Genomic DNA, 20,522 nt, shown 5'->3' with positions numbered 1-20,522 from the left:
ATCCCTTATTATCTAGCATTAGCTTCTTCTGTAGTATCCATCACCATCAAATACATTCGTGTTTCCATCTCCGTCACGGAAATAGCCTTGTACATATGTGCCATCTGAGCGGAGATACCCATCTACCCAGTGAGGTTCTACATAAGTTAACTTTACAGGTTCCAGGTTCAAATGTTGGATGTGTGCTAAAGGATCGTGTTTTAACAAACAATCATCAACAGTCATTGCGTGTGAAGAATGTACCATAGCATTAGACAGAACAAATGGATCATTTGCGATGTCAGTAGGTGATATCTCACTTAGTGATTGATAGTCGTATGAATCAAAATCGTTATCCATATAAAATCCTCCTTAAGATATAATTTGTAAGATACTTATAGCTTATTACAAAAACTATAAATTTTCATTCTTTCATTTACGTAATTAAAAATGTACTTATCCACTGCGGGGAGAAAATCTAATGAATCCTTACAAAGTTTTGAAAGTAACTCCTTTACATACAAGAGAGGAAGTTGAAAAAGAATACCTGAATCTTCGTAAAGACGATTCAGCAAACTTTGATGAAATTGAAGAAGCTTATCAAATCATCGTCAGGTCATTAAATAAGACTGTCCATGAAAGAAGTTATATTTCCAATGTTGAACATGAACTAAGTAATCAATCAGTGCCTAAATTAGGAGGGAAACCCAAAAAGAGTTCAAATCATCGTGATATACAGCAAAAAATCTTTTTAGGGGATCAAAATTACAACCAGCAGTTTACGTACCCTTCAATCTCTTCTAAAATTTCACATTATCGCTCAGATATGAGTAAAGGATCTGCGAACAACAAGAAATATTATGTTTTGCCAATGGCTTTTTTACTTGTAGCGAGTGGCGCGTTCTTATCAAATGCTACGCATCAATACTATACGAATAACGAAATGGATTTTAGTCTATTACCTTCGGATGAAGAAGACTGGGATGGAGAGTATGACGAAGGTTATTATTCTGAAGATGAGTCTTATTCTGATGAAGTCTTCGAAGACGAAGAGCAAAATGAAGACGATGAACAAGCTTACTTAAATGAAATGGCAATCGGATTAGTGAACGATATGTCACCAGTATTTTTTACAGATTTACAGAACTCACTAAAAGGAAGAACAGATAACTTTTCGGGAATTGTCACAGATAAATTTCGAAGCGATTTTCGTCCTATTGTTGAAAGAATGGGAGAAAATCACGTGGTTTTTGAAGGTGAAATTCAATCATACCCAATCAGTTCATCCAATATCATTGAAGTGACTGAGAGTCGAGTGGTTGCGATTGTGGGGACGGACTATTCTTCTCTATCTTATGTCCCTTATTTGAGAGGGGAACCAGAAGGTAGTGAAATGGAATGGCAACTGACAATACTGAAAGAAGATGGGTATTGGAAGGTAGATGAGCGAAAACTGATTTCAGATTCATCGAGTGATCGAATTGATCCAGTTCGCCCAGAAGTGAAACAGGATATTGTGGATACAATTTATACGAATGCACGGGATTGGGAAAAAGCTTATCGAAATAAAGATTCTAGTTACTTTACTCGCATTCGTTCGTCAGACTATATCGATCGACAAGAATCATATTACCGAGCACTGGATCGAAATGATTGGTATTGGCAAGGTGAATATGTCGGATTGGAGTTCAGTAGTGATTCAATCAGCATTGAAGAATCTAATCCAATCAAAGCCACGATTGAAGCTAGAATTCAATACGAGGGTGAATACTTAGATGAAGATACGATGGAGTTTGCTGAGGAAGACGATTCTAAACCAAGTACTTTCCGATACAATTTAGAATTCGACTACGATGCACAGACGTGGTACATCGTAGATACTACACTTTTGAAACAGTTCTCAGAAGGTGGCATACAGTCATATTCAAGTTATTGAATTCAAATGATCATGGATTATTTTATTAAACAATATATTTTATATAAAAATCGATAATCAACATAAAACGTGTTTCTTATCCTACTAGGAAGAAGCACGTTTTTTTTGTGAAAAATAGTTGATAAATCTGGGGAAATCACATGGAGAGAAACAAAAAAAGATAATTACAATAAAAAGCTAAACAAACACAAGATGTATTATTTTTTTCCAATTAACAATTCAAGATGTAAAAATATAAGAATAAATAGGTGATTATAAAGTGAATTAATCGAACACCTCCTTACTTACTTATAATTAAAACTGAAAAGGTAATTAATGCACAGCCATAGTGTTGTTTCTACTTAATTAATAAGGAGGTTAATTATGCTAAATAGAGAGTTGAAAAATGAATCGATTGAACGTCTGAGTTTTGCAGAATTATTGTATGGACGGACCAAGAAGGGTCTTATTGCAATGTCAGAAAGGTTATATAACGAAAGAAGATTGCTAAATATCTCAATCAATGAGAAGTGGGAAATTTTGAACCATCTCAAACACAAACCTGCTGATTTAAAATTAAGCGTACAAATAATTGCAGAAGAAGTTGGGGAATACGAGAAATTAGTAGAAGAAGTGAATAATGAGGCACGCATTCTTATTAATAAGAAAATTAGTTCGAATTCGAAAACAGATATAACTCACAATGAAATAGTATCGATGGCTACAACTTTTGCTTCAATCATCCCGGGTTTAAAAAAAGATAATAAAGCAATCACTCAAGTGACATTTAATTGGCTCATAGCTGATTTTATATTACCAGTGAAATTATTAGCTCGTGGCATGATGTATTTTTCTTCGTTACTCTTCCCATTGAATTTTGTTTACGAAAATTATTCGAATAAATCAAAAGCGATGAGAATACAAAATCAAGCTCTTGCATATAGAAATGAACAAAAATTGTTAATGAGAAGTATAGGAGAAGTACGGGAATTAATAGATTTAACAATGGAAAGTAGAAAAGGAATCAATTCTTTAATGAATGAAATTGGTCCCCTAATTAAATTAAATGATTACAGCATAGAGAATATAAAAAAAGATCGTGACCTTTTAAGTTTATTGGGAACTTTAGTGAATTTACTTCATACATCCTCAATCATTCTGAATAAGAAGGTGGGCGACATTGATGAATCAATCTTTTGAAAACATTCTTCAACAAAATTATGGGATTAACCTTAATACTACGCCTAAGTTAGGACGTACTGGAATTAAAATATTGCTACAAGAGTTTAAAGAAATTGCGTTGACTCAAGTTATTAATGAATTTGGAATAGGTCCTTTTTTAGAAGATTACAAAAAAGGGGGAAATGTAACAACACTTCACAATGCGAATGCAAAAGTATTTGCAGAACTTGATGTAAAAGAGCGTTATGAGAAGAAGTATTCTTCAGAAGTAAGAAGAAAAATATATGAACCTGAATGGCGTCAAAAGAAAAGACAACATCTTAAACAATATTCGATACCCATAGATGCTTATACGAATAAAGAATTGTCGAACGTTTCGTGGAGCCATCTAGATCATGTAGTGTCAGCAGCTGGAATTCATGAAAATCCTAAGGCTCGGCTGTATATGACAGACGTTGAGCGGGGAGGGATGGCCGTTGATAATCAGAACCTAGCTTTAACGACGGGCAAGATAAATTTGTCGAAAGGCAAGAAGGATTTAGAAGAGTGGGGGGATAGTAATAATTCATTAAACCAAAAAAAAAGTAATTTTGATTATTTCGAAATTGATAAAAAGTCTGCATTGTCACGTCACACTGTAGCTAAGAAACATATTAATGATTCGATTAAAGTTGCTGGAATCAAATATTATTCAAAAGGACTAACTGTAACTGGAGTTAAACAAGGTCTGGTTGTAGGTTTAAAACAAGCAATGGGTTTATTCCTTTATGAATTACAGTCTGTTCTATTTAGAGAGTTAAATGTTTATTTCGCAAAAATAAAACATTTTAATAATTGGGAACGTAGAACCAAGGAACTAAAGAAAGCCTTCAATCGAGTACACATTCACATGTCACAAAAAATAAAACGTTTTTTAACTGTGTTTGCAGAAGGTTTTCTTCGAGGATTTATAAGTAATTTGATTACCGTTCTTATAAACTCGGCATACACTACAACAAAAAATATGGCGAAAATGATAACTGATGGTCTAAGTGGTCTTTGGCAGGCTTACTGTCTTTTGACTAATCGATATGAAGTGACACCTCGACATACCGCTCTCAAAAAAGCCTCCAAAATTATTACAGCAATCTTAGTTACGACTACTGGGGTGATATTTACTGAATCTTTTGCAGTATATTTAAAAACAACAATATTTGCTACTTTTGCAGAGCTTATTGGTAGCCTCGTAGGAGGAATTTTAACAGGTATTACTGTAGCTATTTTAATGTACGCGATTGAAGAATTGGTGTTTTCTTTACAGAAAATAAATGAAGATATTGCGTGTGTAAAAAAAGAACTTCAGGTGGATGATAAGGAGTTACAACGCACATATACAAAAACATTAGCCACAATAAATCATGAATATCAAAATTTGTTAAACCGAATAATCAATGAATATAAAGTTTATCGATCTCTAACAGTAAAAACATTTGATGATAGTCACACTGTAAATTCAAGGTTTACAACAAGTATAGAATTAGCTAATTCCTTGAAGGTAAAGGACGCGAAGATACTAAAAAATCTAGAAGATGTTAGTAATTTTTTTAACTTATGAACAAAATGAACAAAAATCATATGATATTTGAATAAAGGGAAATTTAGAAAGTACAAGTGAAATGAGAAAAGCAGCTCCAGCCAATTCGGCCGAAGCTGCTTTTCTCATTTCTCTACAGAAGCCTTAAGTGTTACTTCTTCACCATTCGTCGCGATAACTTGCTTATACCAATCAAAGCTCTTCTTCTTCGAACGGGTGAGAGACCCGTTACCTTCATTGTCTTTGTCGACGTAGATGAAGCCGTAACGTTTCTTCATCTCGCCGGTCGAGGCGCTGACCAAGTCGATCGGACCCCAGCTCGTATAGCCGAGAATCTCGACGCCGTCCTTGATGGCCTCACGCATCTGTTCGATATGCTTCGCCATATAGTCGATGCGATAGTCGTCTTCGACGTAGCCGTTCGCGTCTGGCGCGTCGACGGCACCGAGTCCATTCTCGACGACGAACAACGGCTTCTGGTAGCGGTCGTACAGTTGGTTCGCCGTGATGCGGAAGCCGGTCGGATCGATCGTCCAGCCCCACTCCGACTTCTCGAGGAACGGGTTCTCGAGCGAGCTGAAGATGTTGCCTTCGGTCGATGCGTTGATCTCCGGGTCCGTGCTCGTCGTCCGGCTCGCATAATAGCTGAAGCCGATATAGTCGACCGTATGCTGTTTCAACAAATCGAGGTCGCCGTCTTCCATTTGGAGAGTGATGCCGTTTTCGTCGAGGAAGCGTTTGGCATAACCTGGGTACTCGCCGCGCGACTGGACATCGATGAAGAAGAACGATTCACGGTCCTTTTCCATCGCGTCCAAGACGTCGTCCGGGTTGCACGAGTAGGCGTACGTCTGACCGGCCGCGAGCATGCAGCCGACTTGCATGTCGGGGTTGATGGCGTGCGCCGCCTTGACCGCTTTCGCGCTCGCAACGAGCTGGTGATGCGCCGCCTGATATTTCACTTGCTGCTTGTCCTCGCCGTCCGCAAAGACGAGACCGGCGCCGATGAACGGCAAGTGTAACAGCATATTGATCTCATTGAACGTCATCCAATATTTCACTTTACCATTATAGCGGGTGAACAGCGTCGTCGCGTACGTCTCGAAGAAGTCGACGACACGGCGATTGCGCCAACTTCCGTAGTTTTGGATCAGGCTGACCGGTACGTCGAAGTGGGCGATCGTGACGACCGGCTCGATGCCGTGCTTCAACAGTTCGTCGAAGACGTCGTCATAAAACTGGAGCCCGGCCTCGTTCGGCTCGGCGTCGTCGCCGTTCGGGAAGATACGGGCCCATGAGATCGACAGGCGGAGCGCCTTGAATCCCATCTCGGCGAACAGCGCGATATCTTCTTTATAACGGTGATAGAAGTCGATTGCTTCGTGTGAAGGATAAAACTCGCCCGGCACCGGCTCGAGTGACGGCAAGTCACCGAACATGACGTCGAAGCGCTTCTTGCCGGTCGGCAACAAGTCGACCGTCGTCAAGCCTTTTCCACCTTCTGAGTACGCACCTTCAGCTTGGTTCGCGGCGATGGCGCCGCCCCATAAAAATCCGTTTGGAAAACTCATTAAATCCATCCTTTCTCAGATAGGGGAGGGACGGGCCCTCCCACATTTATTCGTTGATGACAAACAAGGCTTCGCCTGAGCGAACGTTTGTGGCCCGGCTCGGTGAAATCACTTTCCGGTTCGTGACGATGACCGGTGTCGTGAGGGCACGGCCAGAGCGTTTGATTGCGTCGAGGTCGAACTCGATCAACAGCTGTCCTTTCTCGACGAATTCGCCTTGCGTGACGTGTGCTTTAAAGTGTTTGCCTTCGAGTTGAACCGTGTCCATACCGATATGGATGAGCACCTCAGCCCCGGTCTCGGTCGTGATACCGATGGCGTGATGCGTTGGGAAGAGGGCGGACACCGTCCCAGATACCGGGGCGACGAGCTTGCCTTCCGTCGGTTCGATGGCGACACCTTGGCCGAGTGAGCCCGATGAGAAGGCGACGTCCGAGATATCTTTCAAGTTGACGACGTTGCCGGCAAGTGGACTGAGGATTTGCTCTTGGCCGACTTTCGTCGCTGATACTTCTTGTGAGACTGGTGTGACTTCTGGTTGTGGTGTTGCGGCGACCGCTTTATTGACGCCACCGAACAAGTACGTCAAGACGAAACCGACGACGAAGGCGACGGCCGTCCCGATGAGTGAACCATAGAAGCCGGTCGTGATGCCTTCCGGTGAGATGTTTGACGGGTATCCGAAGACGCCGAGTCCACCGATGATATACACTTGTGTACCCATGATGCCCATGATCCCACCACCGACGGCACCACCGATACAGCTCATGATGAACGGTTTCTTGAGTGGGAGCGTGACCCCGTAAATGGCCGGCTCGGTGACCCCGAAGATTCCTGAGATGAAGGCCGGGATCGAGAGTGTTTTGATTTTTTGATTTTTAATGCGAAGGAAGACTGCGAGTACGGCACCGATTTGCGCGAATGAGGCTGCGAAGACGAGTGCGAGTACCGGGTCTGCCCCGAGTGACGTCAAGTTGTTGATGGCGACCGGGACGAGTCCCCAATGTAGGCCGAAGATGACGAACACCTGCCAGAGACCGCCAAGGAAGATCCCGGCGATGAGCGGGCTCAAGTTGTAGACGGCGACCGTGGCGCTACCAAGCAACATACCGGCCCATGTCGCGATTGGTCCGATTAAGATGAACGTGAGCGGAACGATGATGAGCAACGTCAATAATGGAACGATGAACATTTTGACGACGTCCGGAATGACCGTCTTCAAGAAGTTCTCAAGCTTCGCTGCGAAGAACGCCGCGATGATGATTGGAATAACCGATGTCGAGTATGTCATCAAGATGACCGGCACACCGAGGAACGTGATATGGATCGGTGACTCGAACATGGTGCCGGCGAAAACGGTGTAAAGCGGGTCACCGGCCGTGAGTGTCGACAGCGTCGGATAGACGAGCGCCGCCCCGATGGCCATCCCGATAAACGGACTGCCACCGAACTTCTTAATGGCCGTATAGCCGAGGAAGATTGGGAAGAAGTAGAACAACGAGTCGCCGATGGCGTTCAACAGCTGATACGTGCCGGATGTGGCGTCGAGCCAACCGAGAGCGACGAAGAGGGCGTTGAACCCTTTGATCATCCCGGTCGCGGCCAAGACGCCGAGGACAGGAGTGAAAATGCTAGAGATGATATCGATGAACCGGCTGAATAATGATCCTTTCGGACCTTCCTCTTCTTCAATCGGTGACTGGTTCTGGAAACCGCCGACTTCGACGACGGCTTTATACACGTCGGGGACGTGATTACCGATGACGACCTGGTATTGGCCGCCGCTCTTCATGACGGTGACGACACCATCCATGTTTTTGAGGGCTTCCGTGTTGGCCTTGCTCTCGTCTTTTAATTTGAAGCGCAAACGGGTGATACAGTGGACGACGCTGTTGACGTTCTCTTTGCCGCCGACTTGCTGGATAATGTCGCGTGCGAGCTGTTCGTATTTCATGTCCATACCTTCCTTTTCCATTGGATTTTACGTTCGCGTCAAATAAAAAACCTGACCCGTGTCAGATGAGATACGTGAAATCACGTCTACCATCTGACTCGAGTCAGGTTATGCCCACTAAAGGTAACATTCCTGCGCAGGAGACCGTTCAGTTGTTATTTGATACTTGAAATGTAGCACGTGCCAAAACAAAATGTCAACGCTTACATTTAGGAATTTTCAGATTTCTTTATTTAGACAAAAATGGACTCACCATGAGGCGAGTCCATTGGATTGGATTATACGGCGTAGTCTCCGTTGTATTGGACGAGTGAGACGTCGCGGACTTCTTCAATATCGTTCAGTCGGTTCATGAAAGCTGTATTGTCGATTTTCAAGCGTAACTCCGCCGTCAATTCGACGACATCTTTCCGAACGATTTTTGATTTGAGCGTGTAATCGAGTTGCTGCAGTTCACGTCGTACTTCATCGTTCCCATCTTCATAGTAATGGATTACGAGAAGATAAAGCGTATCGGTATGCTTTTTCCGGGACAACATGAAGATGACAGCTCCGACGACAACCGCGCCGAACAACGTCAAAAAGTAGAGTCCGGCGCCACTCGAGATGCCGGCCGCGATTGCCCAAAACATAAAGACGACGTCGAACGGGTCTTTGATGGCTGTCCGGAAACGGACGATACTGAGTGCACCGACCATCCCGAGTGATAAGACGACGTTCGTCGAAATGGTCATAATGACGAGGCACGTAATCATCGTCATGACGAGCAACGTGGCATTGAAGCTCGGACTGTACAGGACACCTCGGTATGTCATTTTATAGATGAGGTAGATGAAGCCGCCGGCAATAAAAGCGGTCAACAATCCTAACATCACATCGATAATTGATAAATTTCCGAAGGTAAATTCGTTTAAGAAGCTATTTTTAATGACATCGTTAAAGTTTATTGTTGTATCCATTGATTCCACTCTTTCATAATCCATGATAACGAATGCTGGCCATCCGACAGTGAACATACTTCGAAATGGCAGATCGTTGGTGTGACTCTAACTGCAATAATTGGCGTACATACTCCGGCAAGAATTCATCGTACTTCACTTCCAAAATCGTCTTTGGATAGTCGAGTACTTCTTCCGATACAGGGTGCTTCTCGAACAAATCGACACTGTTCGTGACGAAGCTAAGCTCTTTATCGAACGTGACCCGGACATTGCCGAGGGTCCCGACGTATGCCTCACGGACATAGTCGACGATGACACGGGGACGCATTTGGGAGCTCGTCAGATAGTAGTAAAACTCTTGGTATAGCTGCCCTGTTTTCTTCAACAAGAAGTCATAGTCCCAGTCTAAGATTTGTTCATATTCTTCACGCGTAATCGGGACAGAGGATTTTAAAATGTATTCACCTTGCCGACTTTTTTTCTCGAGCTTGATGACGTCTTCTGAGTAGTTGTACGTTCGAATCCGAAACTTTTTACGGCGGAAGATTCCACTGTTCTTTTGAATCAAATCGTGATCATACACGTTGTCGAAATAAAGACTGCGAATCAAGTAGCCGTCCCGACTGACGGAGTGCCGGTCTTGGGTCAGGACGAGACTGATTTTGTCGCGAAGGGTCGCGTAATCTTTTTCATTAATAAAGTATTTGAGTTCGTGCCGGAATCGCTTCATGGTTTTGCTCCTGGTATGACAATTTGTTGGACTCCCCAATGCATCGTACGGTCGTTATCACGGTAATAGTCAAATGGGATTTGTGTATTTCCTTCCGCGTCTGTGACCGTGACACGCCAATAGTAACGACCGGGGTCAAGGCTTGGAATCGACTGAGAAAACGTCGTCATGTTTTGCTTTTCGGTGACGAGCGTCGAAAAATCAGGAGATTTACTCAATTCAAAGTGATATCGTAACTCATCGTTTTGGATGTCGTATGAAGCATCCCATCGGAAGACATCTTGCTTCCCTTCACGAGCATGGTTAAGGAAAATCGGCATTGGATTTTCGAGAGATCGAATAAAATCTTTATGATATTTCGAAGTGATATTTTCGAGTGTACGATAACTCGTCGCATAATCTTTTGCTTCGACGCTTAAGAAGCGAATATCTGGTTCACTCGTGACGAGTGGGGCGACAACCGGATAGAATCCATCAATCAATCGTTTCGTATTGTCCGCATTGATGACGCGCGTCAATTCCTCCATTTTTGTCTTCAGTGCCTCGACGTGATCCGGGTCTTTTAAATAACGGCGATGGAGGACAGTTCCCCAGTAACGTTGGACACCTTGTTGCCAACTTGGCATGACGTCCGTCCGTTCAGTATCTCGTCCGAGTGCTTTGTCGAAGTCCCAAGGCATGAAATACCATTTTTCCGAGTTGAGCGGACTATATAAATAATAGTTCGTCGACATCGTGTCATAGTTACCAAACAAAATATTCGTCCCAAGCCATGTTAAGTAATTGTCCTCATCGAAATAGGTGTCGAATACTTCGTCGAACGGTTTGGATAAATCATTCAAATCATCGAGCATGGTCAACAACTCTTCATGATTATCCGAACCATTAATTTTGAGCACCGACTCGAATGTTTTTTTGTCATAAGTCGGATCGTCTTTCGCTTTTAAGGCATCCGGGTAGCGATGAAACTCAAAATTTTCTGCTTTGTATAAATGACCATCTGGGTTCAATCCGCGCGCAGAGAGCGCCTCCTCATTCAGTTGTTCGACATGCGTATAGAGGCCGTAACTGACAAATTCGTCAGCCTGGCTCGGATCCGTCATATCGCGGACATGCAATTGAACGAAGTTGGTACGCAAACTTGAGATATCATCGAGTTGTTCGTAATAGGCGAAGGCCAAACGATTGCGAACCCGTGTCCGGTCGTCCGCATGTTTATTTAAATTCAGTACACTTTGGCCGTACCACAGCCCGGCGCTGTCTTGGAGTCGGATTTTATACGACTTTTGTGGTTCTAAACGGCTCGATCGCCCCCGTAGTTCGATGGTGGCATTGACGGTCGCGTCATCAAATAAGTTGAGGGAATCAGGACCCTCAGCATCGCCTGACTCAAAATGGACGAACAGCTTCGGACCGCTCTCGAGGTTGCTATACTGTTTATACGATTCATTTAAATCATACAGAGTGATGTCGTTTTCCGGTACCGACTTTTGGTCGAACACAGTGACGTATACGTGCTCAAGCCGGTTGCCATCATGGCTGGCATACACCCGTTTGTCTTCAGCGAACGACGTTTCGGACAATTTTGCCTCGGGCGATGTGACAGTCGATGAGGCTGATGTCGACGTCGATGTCGATGGAGACTTTAGAATGGCTTGAAGGCCAAGCAAAACAAAAAATAAGCAGATGATACTGACTGTCGTTTTCGGATAAGGCAACCGTTTCATTAATTAACTCCTTCTTTCATGACAAGCTGCCGATTCGTCGCAAGAATCGTTCGGTTTTCGTCGTGATTTTTTGGTAGACAATCGGCTGTGAACAGAACGTGGTATAGTCGATGTCATTTAAGCTCCGGATGAGCAGACGAGCTCCCCATAGAAACCCGAGGACGGAGGAGAGGAACATGCCGACGCCGTACATATCGAAACCGAGTACAAACAACAGGGTAGTCGTGAAGCTCGCCACCGCATAAAATCCAGTCAAACTGATGGCAGCGCGACGTTCGTCAAAATAAAGCAAAATCAAGAAGAACGTGATGATCAAACTGAGGAACCAACTACCGAGTACCACGATAATGTAAATATCGATTTGGTTTTGCGTCATCCCTAGGAAGGGAAGCAGACGCACACCTAAAAATAAGAAGATGAACGTGATTAACATTTGAACTTGAGCCATGAACAAGAGCTCGGAACCAAGTGTTCGATACATCTCTTGTTTTGCGTTCTGAATATCTTTGTACGGGTATCCGTTCAAAATCCGACCGTAATATTTTTTATACGTCGTATAAAAAGTCGTCTCGAGCGTGACCATAAACAACACGAGAGAAGGCAAGACGCTCAAATAGGCGTAGAACACCGGAGTGTCATAATAAGGCGCCATTAAGAAGGTCTCCCCGACAACGATGGCCCGGTCTCCAAACCAAGTCGCCAAATTATGTCCGTATAAACCAAAATAATAGGCAACACCAATTAAAAACAGGAGCGGGTACTTCTCGAGATAAACGAGAAAATAAAAGTAATTACGATCGTTCACTTGAAAGTAATTGTGGATGTCTCGGAATAACCGAATCAAGATGATAAAAAAGCCGATGTTTAGTCCGATGAAGACCGAGGTCGGTGTCGCTGAATCGAGTGGTCCCGTCAACAGCCAAATGAAAAATGCCGCGACAATCGTTCCGAGTAAGTAGCTCTTGACGATTTTTTTGTAGTCTTTCAGAGCGGATACATACATCGATAAAATCCAAATGACAGAGAGCTGGGTGAAGTATAAATACGTCACGAGCTTATAACTGAAAGGTAGCGGAGACCCGGCGTAGAAGACGACCGTCATCACAAACCCGATTAAGACGACGAGACTGATGAGTCCGTATAAAGACGACAAGACGTGCTCTTCTTTCTCTAAAAACGTCTGATCGGCTACGAACCGAGAAATCGTGAACAAAAAGCCACCAGTCAGCAATTGAGAGAAGATAAATGTGTATTGGACCGCTGCCATATAGATGTTAATCTCTGTTGCGGCGACGTCCAAAAAGAGAAGCCATTCGCGTGATGCTGTGATTAACAGTATGGATAAAAACATAGGACCGACCGCAGTAATCGAGGAATATCCATAGGCGCGGAGTTGTCCGAAAAAGCTAGATTGGTCATACAGACGCTTCAGTTGAAATCCGATTCCGGCCATGACGTTCTCCTTTCTCGTAATAAGATTTATAACGGTCAATCATCATGTGGAGCGTGTAACGGTTGAGGACGCGTTCCCGCCCATTTTGTCCATATGTCATTCTCGATTCCGGGCGCTCGATTAATTTTATGATCTCTAACGCCAGTAGGTGAAAATGCATGACAGGGACAGTTGCGCCGGCTGGACCGTAGTGATCTTCTGGTCCTTCTAATAGTTCACGGCACCCTCCGACGTCGGTCGAGACAAAGGGAATCTCCATCGCAAGCGCCTCTAAAATTACCAAAGGTTGTCCTTCGCTAATGCTTGAGAGGACAAGAATGTCCATGAACGTCAAGTAGTCCGTGACGTTGACAGGTCCAGTAAAATGTACGTTCTGTAAATCAAGTGTGTCGATTAAGTCGAGGCACTCGTCGTAGTAATCTTCATCTTCGTCCAAGGGACCGATGATATAAAAATTGGAGTCAGGGAAGGTCTCCTGAACAAGCGCGAACGCCTGTAACATCGTCTTGATGTCTTTGATTGGGACAACACGTACGATGGCCCCGATATGAATCCCAGGTCGTGTCGCCCGGAGTTCGGGCGAAAATCGAGCGACATCGATACCGTTCGGAATGAGAAACGTCTTGTTTGGGGGGCAACCGAGCTCCAATTGGATTTCACGATTCCCTTCGAACAAAGTACTGACGTCGTCGGCGTATTGATAGGCGCAGTTGGATAAACTGTAGAAGTAATCAATCCATACATCCTTGAAGTAGCCTTTGATCCATGAGGACTTAATGATTTCTTCTTCACGTTCACGTGTATAAATCCCATGTTCTGTGATAAGCAATGGTTTTCCGTACTGATACTTCGCAAGTGCCCCTAAGACGCCGGCGTATCCCGTCGACACGCTATGATAGACGTCGGCAACGGGCACTTTTTGATCGATGCAGACGAAGAGCGGAAGTAACATCGAACGTAGCGCCCAAAACATGTCCGTGAACGGAACTTGCATGAAACGTTTTTCACACAGGATGGTGACGATGTCATAAAAATCTTTGCTTCCTAAAAAGTTCATAACCGAATCGATTCGGCCACTCGTAAAGAAGTTGAATAGGACATCCCAATCGGTCTGACGGTTAGACATAAGGGAGAGGAAGGCCAACCGTTCGGCTTCAGTCAATTTGTAACGTTTTCCGGTCACGATGGCTTGATCCAAGTAATCCCCGAGATGAATTTCTCGCAATTCAATCAAATTCGGAGGGAGCGTATATTTGGGCTTCGCGCCTTTTAATTCTTTAGCGGAAATCGAATAAACGATGAAGTCATGTTCAGGCATTTGCGTAATGATGGATTGAATCCAGCTCGAGACACCACCTGTGACGTGAGGATAGGCCCCTTCTGAAATTAGACAAATTTTCATATCGTTTCCTCCAATTGAATCGTGAACGATAACGACTCCGACTTCACGAGGTATAAACCTGGACCGATTGATTCAAGCTGACAATCGGTGTAGTCCGCTACCGGGATGGGTGTCGTGAAATAAAAGAATGTTTCATCCGATCCTTCGTCAAGCGTGAACGTGTAGGTGTTATCTGTTTTTTTCGTATAAATCGAGCCGTTAAAGAAGTGATGGTTGTCTGCTACGTCTGACGCTTTTGTGGAGCGGAGCCATGGTACTTCTCGTTGTTGCATCTCATGACTGTCTTTAAAAGAAGCCAGAAATTGTTCGCCACCTTCTTCTGACGTGACGGCTTGAGGCATGATTTGTGTGGAGATGAGTCCGCTCGAGACGAGCTCATTAAACGTATACCACTTCGTCAAGTCTGTGTTGGTGAAGTCGCTAGGAGCAGAAGGGAGTCGCAATTGGTCCTCTTGCATGGTAGGGAATTGGGTACCGCCAAGGGCTACAGTCACATCTGAAAAGGATTTGTTGAGCCGCGTCTCGTCGAGCGGTGAAGTAGCAAGAACGGTTTTGACGGTGAGACCTGGCAACGCATATTGGAGTTGTTGACTATTGGCCTTATACCAACCTTCTTGCTGCTTTTCAGGGGCTGATATAATGGCGACCTCACCACCCGACCGTAACGTCTCGCGTCCATAGAGTGCCAAATCTTCGGAGTAAGCAGACGTCTCTAGTTGGGGATTCAAAGACGGGCTTGCCGTAGCCATCACGTAGTTCAAGTCATACTTAGCTTCCACCCGCTGGAGTTCTGCCCAAAAGATATTTCGATAATAGTCTCGATCTGTCATCGAGGATGAGATGTTTCTTTCGTCCGAGCTATGAAACGGGAAGCCATGTAACGCTGTGATTTTCGTATTCAAAATAGGGCGTAGCATTGGGTCTGTGTGTGACAGACCCACAAAGAACAAGGCATGTTCTAAAGGATCCTCCATCATCGTTCCGTTGAAGAAAATGAAACGTCCGGCTTGATAGTCGGTTTGCCAAAGTAGCGGGACATCTTGGCTCGAACGTGCGAGTAATGTCGCGCTCGGATCAAGACGAACGGATAGGGATGAATTAATCAGTTCTTCGGTCTCGAACGTTTGATAGTCAGAGGCACCGAAAAACGGATTCGTTAATTGAATTCCGGTCGTCTCGACGAAGTTACCTACCTCAATCAAACCGACGTGACGGTATATCTCCATGAAACGGGGACTTGGAGAAGGTCTCGTCGCAAAAAAGACAGTCCCCCCTTTGCCTACATAATTTAAGAGAATGTCTCGGTCACGTAATAAGTCGAGCCGCTCTGTCGCGATGATGACGGTTGTGGCTTCTGGTAGACTCGTTAGCTTTTCAATCGAGGACACGGTCACACGTTTGCCGATGCCTTCAAGCCGTGCTAGTAAAGATGCACTAAGACGCGTTTCTTTTTGACTGTTGATAATCAAAAACGAATCGATTGTCCCGTCTTTATTAGGATCAATCGATTGGGTGCGAATTGCACTAACGGATGACTCGTTAAACAAAGGTAGCTTCAGCACATAGTCTGATCGAATCAAAACAAACAGAACACCTAATACGGCGATAAATACCCCGATAATATATAATCCTTTTTCAAGTTTGAACGCATGTTTCACTGTTTTCACCTATATCCAAAATCGTAGTTGATTGAGTCCATCCGGCGATAAACGTACTTCAGAGGAGCGAAGCAGATGAATCATTTCGTGGACTCGCTTTACATTTTTCATTGCATAATGAACGGCCATTGCTTCAAAATAGGCCGTTTCGTTCGTAGGATGTTGATGTAAAAACAAATCACTCGCTTGAAGCGCATGCTCATATTCACCGAGCGAAAGTGCCATCTGGATACGCTCCACATGATAGATGGTTTCCGCACGGCCATCCACATCAATCAAATTGGCTAGCGCATGGAGATAGGTGTAGGCATACTTCATTTGGGTCCGTCTGTCTAGAAACTCCATGTCCATGATCTGTTTTAAAATTTGTAAATACGATTTAATAACTTGTGGGTCCTCAGGCCGTTCTTCTAGTTCGCGTTCTAGATGACGCAGTTGTTTAGAGAGGTGCGTTTTAGCTTGTTGAAGTGCGGTTGCTGCGTAATGAGACGTCTCATTGTCTTCACTCTTCAAAGCAGCTGCAAGCATCGGTGCCTGTTGGAGGAAATCATTTTTTAAGATGTTCATGAGTGTTTTACGTTTAATTTGATTCGTATTTAAAATCAATGCATCTTGTAGGGAAATCATATTTGTCTCACTTGATTTATCCGGGAGGCTTAGACTTACGTCTTCATAGGCCTCTTTTCGTAAAAGCCAATCAGGGAGTTCTGTTGCATCGTGTTTCGAACGTTGTAAATAGTAGATGATTCCCCAACTGAAAAATGGTAAAGCAATCAGCGTGAAGGCCATTGGAATAAAATCTTTCCGTTGTTTGAGGAAGACGATGACAAGAGTAATCACTGCCAAAACATAGTGGAGGATTAAGGCGTTACTCAACATAAGATACGTCCTCCACGACCTCGGCATGAATGGATTTTTGGGCTAACCGTTCAATAACGATTTGCGATTCATCCATAGTCGCGTTTGATAATAGGGCATATAGTTCATTGTCATCACGATAACCTAAATAATCTGTCGTTCGTAATGTGGCATCTACCGAGTGTAGGACAGTGTCAGTTAGGGATTCGCGAATGTGTAATAACGTGTAAGGGATGTTTAACTCTACTTTGGCCTGTTCTTTTTGTATGACAATCCGTTCGAAATAGTCTTGTTTCAGAGCGTTTGTATTTCCGACGTATCGATCAAGTTGGACGGCATCAATATAACCAAATGAACGATCGAGCGATGAGTTGATCAAACGCGTCATAACATCGATTAGGTTTCGGTAGGACAGCGTCAAGTTTTGGAACGGAACTTGGTAACATAAAATCACAGCAAATATTTCGCCTTGGCGGAGCAATGGCGCGCCGAACATGGCTTCCTCTGGAGTGAGCGCTGTATTAAACACAATTTCTTTAGATTGAACCACTTCGTTCACTAGCGAATGTTGCTCGAGATCTAGTGAATTTTTAGGGTGAAACTCGGGATTGGCTGATTTGGCTGCTAGTCGTGCAAAAGCAGATTGATTTACTAAATAGATGGCGAAATGGTTAGCCTTCAATGTTTTTTCGAGTACAGAAATTGATCCGACAAACAGTCCTTCCGGCTCTAAGCTGTCAAGTGCACGCGTCGCTTCATAAACACTTCCGATACTGTCTTCCGAACGAATGATTTGTTGATGTAACTGATTTTTGATATCGAGTGTTTCTTCATAGATCTCATTTAAGAAGTGGTGACGTTCACTCGTTGCGGCTAACTCATCTTTTAAAAACTGAATCTCAATTTTGCGACGATCCATGACATAACTCACGATTAGTCCAATCAATAGGTAAATTGTAAATACCGCGAGAATTGAGTTATCGACGAACAAAGATAGAATATTTCGACCGGTCGCAGCATGATCATAGAATTGAACACCAACAGCCAAAATCGAGGCTACGAGGGATTGGGTTTTCCCAAACAGTAAGGCTGCTAACAACACATAGATAAACCAATAATCTGGTGCATCTACAACAGGTGTCATGATGAGTGAGAGAGCAAAAAAGATGAGAAATAACGTTAAATTCTCAGCAATTCGAACAAACGGGTGCGAGAAGAGCGCGGTGAACTTCGTCGATTTCTTCTCGTCGGAGACAGACGTTGCAACTTCATGTTTGTCATAGTACAACCGAGTTGCGTGCAGTCCTTCTTCAATCGTATACTTTGGTACCCAATCTAAGTCGGTTTTTAATTTGCGATTTTCAAATGGAGCTGCGTGTGTTTTAGCAGTATGACTGTATGTCACGTCATTCAAACCGACAAGTTCAGATAAACGGCGCAGAGAAGTTTGAGTGCTAGATGATAGATTGTATATACCGGTTAATTGACTCATGACACTGCGATATACGGCATCGGCTACATCCCCTACAAAAATGAAGTCGTATGTCCAGTCAGGGCTACCATTTAGGAGAATATTCGTCCCTTTTGAAGCGGCAGAGGTCACAGTGGTGATGAGTGAACTCTCTGAACTCGTATGTTGCTTCGGTCCATAAACATGACCCAATCGGAGTATGAGCGTTGGAAGTCCATACAATTCAGACCATTGTTCGCAGTACGCTTCGCCATGGAGTTGATCAAGTGCGAACGGTGTGGCTGGAGCAAGGGCTGTTGTCTCTGTAATGAGTCCTTCACTCTGATTTCCATATACCTCTGAGGTCGAACAATAAATAAATTGTTTCACCTGATATTTTTTTGAAAGTGTCAATAGATTAAGGAGACCGTTCACGTTCGATTGAACTGGGTGAGATAGATGGGAATGTTGATTCGATGCGGCACAATGGATCACGACATCGAAGGAGTATGTTCTAAAAAAAGCTTCACAATTCGGATCGGATATGTCTGAGATTAAGAAGCGATGTTTGAAATCAATATTTGATTTCGTGCCAGATGAGAGATTATCAAGTATATGTACGTGATGACCTTCTTTAAAGAATCGTTCAGCGAGAGTGCTGCCAATAAATCCATAGCCGCCTGTAATTAATATGTTCATCGTCTAGCCCCTTCATGATTTGAAAGTAAGAATGCGTAAGGAATATTATAATCGACGGATGTTGCATTTACCTAAAATCGAAGAAAGGACAATGTGCTCCTTACAATTAGTCGAATAATGTAGAATTTAAATGCTGATTCTACATATTTTCTCCAATATTAGTTTGAAACATACGTTACCTTTTATCCGTATAGATTTAATAACCTGATTAATAAGAAGGAGGAGGACTATGAGACGTGAACAACATGTCCGTCGCCTTGTCGATTACGCACGGCAAGGAAATGCGAAGACCTTCATCATTGGGGCCGCTTCGGCCATCATCACGGGAATACTCGTCCAGTACGTGTCCCAATACGAATTCGTCGTGCTCGGTATCGGATTTCTAGGCGTTATTCCGTTGGCCATTCGCGAATGGAAACTTGGGTCAATCCGGGCATCGTTCAACCATAGTGCGACGTATCAACGGCTCGTTCGGTTGCCGTTTTGGCTGACGTTATGCGGATTGGTCATGCTGTACGTGCTTCTCGGCTGGTACGATTCCGGCTCGGCGGGTCCGTCCTTCTTTATCTTGTTCGCAGCGCTCTGCATCGGGATGTTTGGTCTCCAGCGTGCCTTCGACCGGGTTATCTTGAAACTCGAGCCGGACTATATCACCGACCGCGAGCTGCATCGCGAGTTGAAATGAAAACGAGGTCACCCGGCGCGGGGTGGCCTCGTTTTTGCTTACAGGTAGCGTTCGTTCATGACTCGGCCCCGCACCGGTTTGGCCGGGGAGCCGTAGGCGACGGCGTGATTCGGGATGTCCTTGACGACCGTGGCCCCGGCACCGATGACCGTGTCGTGTCCGATGTGAATTCCATGGATGACTGTCGCGCTCATACCGATGAACGTGCGGGCGCCGACATATACGTTGCCGCCGAGATGCGCGCCCGGGGCGACCGAAGCGAACGGTTCGAGCACACAGTCGTGATCGACCGACGCCATCGTATTGATGATGCTATGAGGACCGATGACGGCATTCGGGTTGATGACGCTACCGGCCATGACGGCCGTTCCTGCGCCGAGGGTGACGTTCTTGCCGATAATAGCACTCGGGTGCACGGCGTTGACGAATTCAAAGTCTGGATTGTATTTCATAACTTTTTTGGCAATGTTCTCACGATGGTGATTCACTCCGACCCCGATAATCCCTTTCTGAGCCACAAGCTTAGAATCAATCAGTCCTAGTACCGGATACCCAGCAATGAACTTTCCTACTAGACTGGGACTGTCATCGTAAATTCCCGCAATCCGATAAACACCCATTAGTTCAAGTATATCGATGAGAACTTGTGCGTGACCGCCTGCACCAAATATCACAATCCATTCCATAATTGGTCACCCCTTTTGCCGAAAACTGTCGAATTTTATACTGTACGTTAGTTATTTCC

The 20,522-nt window shown here is 44.2% G+C and carries 16 protein-coding genes; 4 read left to right on the top strand and 12 right to left on the bottom strand.

Annotation, left to right across the window (positions count from 1 at the left end; genetic code table 11):
• Window positions 1–18: 18 nt before the first annotated feature.
• Complete coding sequence (locus KNP95_RS03905) at window positions 19–339, bottom strand: hypothetical protein (protein WP_214835521.1); 321 nt, start codon at window positions 337–339, stop codon at window positions 19–21.
• Window positions 340–460: 121 nt separating this feature from the next.
• On the opposite strand from KNP95_RS03905, the gene KNP95_RS03900 reads away from it, so the two are divergent.
• The 3 genes from KNP95_RS03900 to KNP95_RS03890 all read left to right on the top strand — a co-directional run bounded on the left by KNP95_RS03900 (window position 461) and on the right by KNP95_RS03890 (window position 4,670).
• Complete coding sequence (locus KNP95_RS03900) at window positions 461–1,915, top strand: J domain-containing protein (protein ID WP_214835519.1); 1,455 nt, start codon at window positions 461–463, stop codon at window positions 1,913–1,915.
• 363 nt (window positions 1,916–2,278) lie between these two features.
• Window positions 2,279–3,094 (top strand): hypothetical protein, encoded by an 816-nt coding sequence (locus KNP95_RS03895; protein ID WP_214835517.1) that lies wholly within the window; start codon window positions 2,279–2,281, stop codon window positions 3,092–3,094.
• On the top strand, window positions 3,078–4,670 hold the full coding sequence (locus KNP95_RS03890; RefSeq protein WP_214835515.1) for a hypothetical protein: 1,593 nt from the start codon (window positions 3,078–3,080) through the stop codon (window positions 4,668–4,670). The genes KNP95_RS03895 and KNP95_RS03890 overlap by 17 nt, the downstream gene beginning before the upstream one ends.
• A gap of 104 nt (window positions 4,671–4,774) precedes the next feature.
• Here the strand turns inward: KNP95_RS03890 and KNP95_RS03885 are convergent, their stop codons facing one another.
• From KNP95_RS03885 to KNP95_RS03840, 10 genes are all read right to left on the bottom strand, one after another.
• Window positions 4,775–6,229: a 6-phospho-beta-glucosidase gene (locus tag KNP95_RS03885; protein WP_214835513.1), complete on the bottom strand. Its 1,455-nt coding sequence runs from the start codon at window positions 6,227–6,229 to the stop codon at window positions 4,775–4,777.
• A gap of 37 nt (window positions 6,230–6,266) precedes the next feature.
• Window positions 6,267–8,174 (bottom strand): beta-glucoside-specific PTS transporter subunit IIABC, encoded by a 1,908-nt coding sequence (locus tag KNP95_RS03880; protein ID WP_214835511.1) that lies wholly within the window; start codon window positions 8,172–8,174, stop codon window positions 6,267–6,269.
• A gap of 278 nt (window positions 8,175–8,452) precedes the next feature.
• Entirely contained in the window at window positions 8,453–9,133 is a 681-nt protein-coding gene (locus tag KNP95_RS03875; RefSeq protein WP_128123200.1) for a DUF4956 domain-containing protein, read from the bottom strand.
• Window positions 9,134–9,146: 13 nt separating this feature from the next.
• Entirely contained in the window at window positions 9,147–9,845 is a 699-nt protein-coding gene (locus KNP95_RS03870; RefSeq protein WP_021066326.1) for a polyphosphate polymerase domain-containing protein, read from the bottom strand.
• Window positions 9,842–11,572 carry a CotH kinase family protein gene (locus KNP95_RS03865; protein ID WP_214803833.1) on the bottom strand — a complete coding sequence of 577 codons (1,731 nt, stop codon included), beginning with the start codon at window positions 11,570–11,572 and terminating at the stop codon, window positions 9,842–9,844. Before KNP95_RS03865 ends, KNP95_RS03870 begins: the two co-directional genes overlap by 4 nt.
• Before the next feature lie 16 nt (window positions 11,573–11,588).
• Window positions 11,589–13,025: an exopolysaccharide Pel transporter PelG gene (gene pelG, locus KNP95_RS03860; RefSeq protein WP_214803832.1), complete on the bottom strand. Its 1,437-nt coding sequence runs from the start codon at window positions 13,023–13,025 to the stop codon at window positions 11,589–11,591.
• Complete coding sequence (gene pelF, locus KNP95_RS03855) at window positions 12,988–14,427, bottom strand: GT4 family glycosyltransferase PelF (RefSeq protein WP_214803823.1); 1,440 nt, start codon at window positions 14,425–14,427, stop codon at window positions 12,988–12,990. Before pelF ends, pelG begins: the two co-directional genes overlap by 38 nt.
• Window positions 14,424–16,007 (bottom strand): DUF2194 domain-containing protein, encoded by a 1,584-nt coding sequence (locus tag KNP95_RS03850; protein WP_214835509.1) that lies wholly within the window; start codon window positions 16,005–16,007, stop codon window positions 14,424–14,426. The genes pelF and KNP95_RS03850 overlap by 4 nt, the downstream gene beginning before the upstream one ends.
• An 87-nt stretch (window positions 16,008–16,094) precedes the next feature.
• Entirely contained in the window at window positions 16,095–16,964 is an 870-nt protein-coding gene (locus KNP95_RS03845; protein ID WP_021066331.1) for a bacterial transcriptional activator domain-containing protein, read from the bottom strand.
• A complete protein-coding gene (locus tag KNP95_RS03840) occupies window positions 16,954–19,092 on the bottom strand; it encodes an NAD-dependent epimerase/dehydratase family protein (RefSeq protein ID WP_214835506.1) in 2,139 nt (712 codons plus the stop codon). Before KNP95_RS03840 ends, KNP95_RS03845 begins: the two co-directional genes overlap by 11 nt.
• Before the next feature lie 229 nt (window positions 19,093–19,321).
• Here KNP95_RS03840 and KNP95_RS03835 point away from each other — a divergent pair, with 229 nt between their 5' ends.
• Window positions 19,322–19,777, top strand: coding sequence for a hypothetical protein (locus tag KNP95_RS03835; RefSeq protein ID WP_214803816.1), 456 nt, complete (start codon window positions 19,322–19,324; stop codon window positions 19,775–19,777).
• 38 nt (window positions 19,778–19,815) lie between these two features.
• Here KNP95_RS03835 and KNP95_RS03830 read toward each other — a convergent pair whose 3' ends face one another.
• Window positions 19,816–20,463 (bottom strand): acetyltransferase, encoded by a 648-nt coding sequence (locus KNP95_RS03830; RefSeq protein ID WP_214803814.1) that lies wholly within the window; start codon window positions 20,461–20,463, stop codon window positions 19,816–19,818.
• Window positions 20,464–20,522 lie beyond the last annotated feature (59 nt).

The sequence above is a fragment of the Exiguobacterium sp. s36 genome (assembly GCF_018618345.1).
Classification (GTDB): domain Bacteria; phylum Bacillota; class Bacilli; order Exiguobacteriales; family Exiguobacteriaceae; genus Exiguobacterium; species Exiguobacterium chiriqhucha.
The sequence above is the reverse complement of the archived record's forward strand: the minus strand, read 5'-3'. Positions and strand labels throughout refer to the sequence as shown.

Coding starts and splice junctions, on each gene's coding strand:
- KNP95_RS03890 (WP_214835515.1), top strand. CDS start 3,078: ATGAATCAATCTTTTGAAAACATTCTTCAACAAAATTATGGGATTAAC.
- pelF (WP_214803823.1), bottom strand. CDS start 14,427: ATGAAAATTTGTCTAATTTCAGAAGGGGCCTATCCTCACGTCACAGGT.
- KNP95_RS03865 (WP_214803833.1), bottom strand. CDS start 11,572: ATGAAACGGTTGCCTTATCCGAAAACGACAGTCAGTATCATCTGCTTA.
- KNP95_RS03845 (WP_021066331.1), bottom strand. CDS start 16,964: ATGTTGAGTAACGCCTTAATCCTCCACTATGTTTTGGCAGTGATTACT.
- KNP95_RS03900 (WP_214835519.1), top strand. CDS start 461: ATGAATCCTTACAAAGTTTTGAAAGTAACTCCTTTACATACAAGAGAG.
- KNP95_RS03835 (WP_214803816.1), top strand. CDS start 19,322: ATGAGACGTGAACAACATGTCCGTCGCCTTGTCGATTACGCACGGCAA.
- KNP95_RS03870 (WP_021066326.1), bottom strand. CDS start 9,845: ATGAAGCGATTCCGGCACGAACTCAAATACTTTATTAATGAAAAAGAT.
- KNP95_RS03885 (WP_214835513.1), bottom strand. CDS start 6,229: ATGGATTTAATGAGTTTTCCAAACGGATTTTTATGGGGCGGCGCCATC.
- KNP95_RS03840 (WP_214835506.1), bottom strand. CDS start 19,092: ATGAACATATTAATTACAGGCGGCTATGGATTTATTGGCAGCACTCTC.
- KNP95_RS03905 (WP_214835521.1), bottom strand. CDS start 339: ATGGATAACGATTTTGATTCATACGACTATCAATCACTAAGTGAGATA.
- KNP95_RS03880 (WP_214835511.1), bottom strand. CDS start 8,174: ATGAAATACGAACAGCTCGCACGCGACATTATCCAGCAAGTCGGCGGC.
- KNP95_RS03875 (WP_128123200.1), bottom strand. CDS start 9,133: ATGGATACAACAATAAACTTTAACGATGTCATTAAAAATAGCTTCTTA.
- KNP95_RS03895 (WP_214835517.1), top strand. CDS start 2,279: ATGCTAAATAGAGAGTTGAAAAATGAATCGATTGAACGTCTGAGTTTT.
- KNP95_RS03830 (WP_214803814.1), bottom strand. CDS start 20,463: ATGGAATGGATTGTGATATTTGGTGCAGGCGGTCACGCACAAGTTCTC.
- pelG (WP_214803832.1), bottom strand. CDS start 13,025: ATGGCCGGAATCGGATTTCAACTGAAGCGTCTGTATGACCAATCTAGC.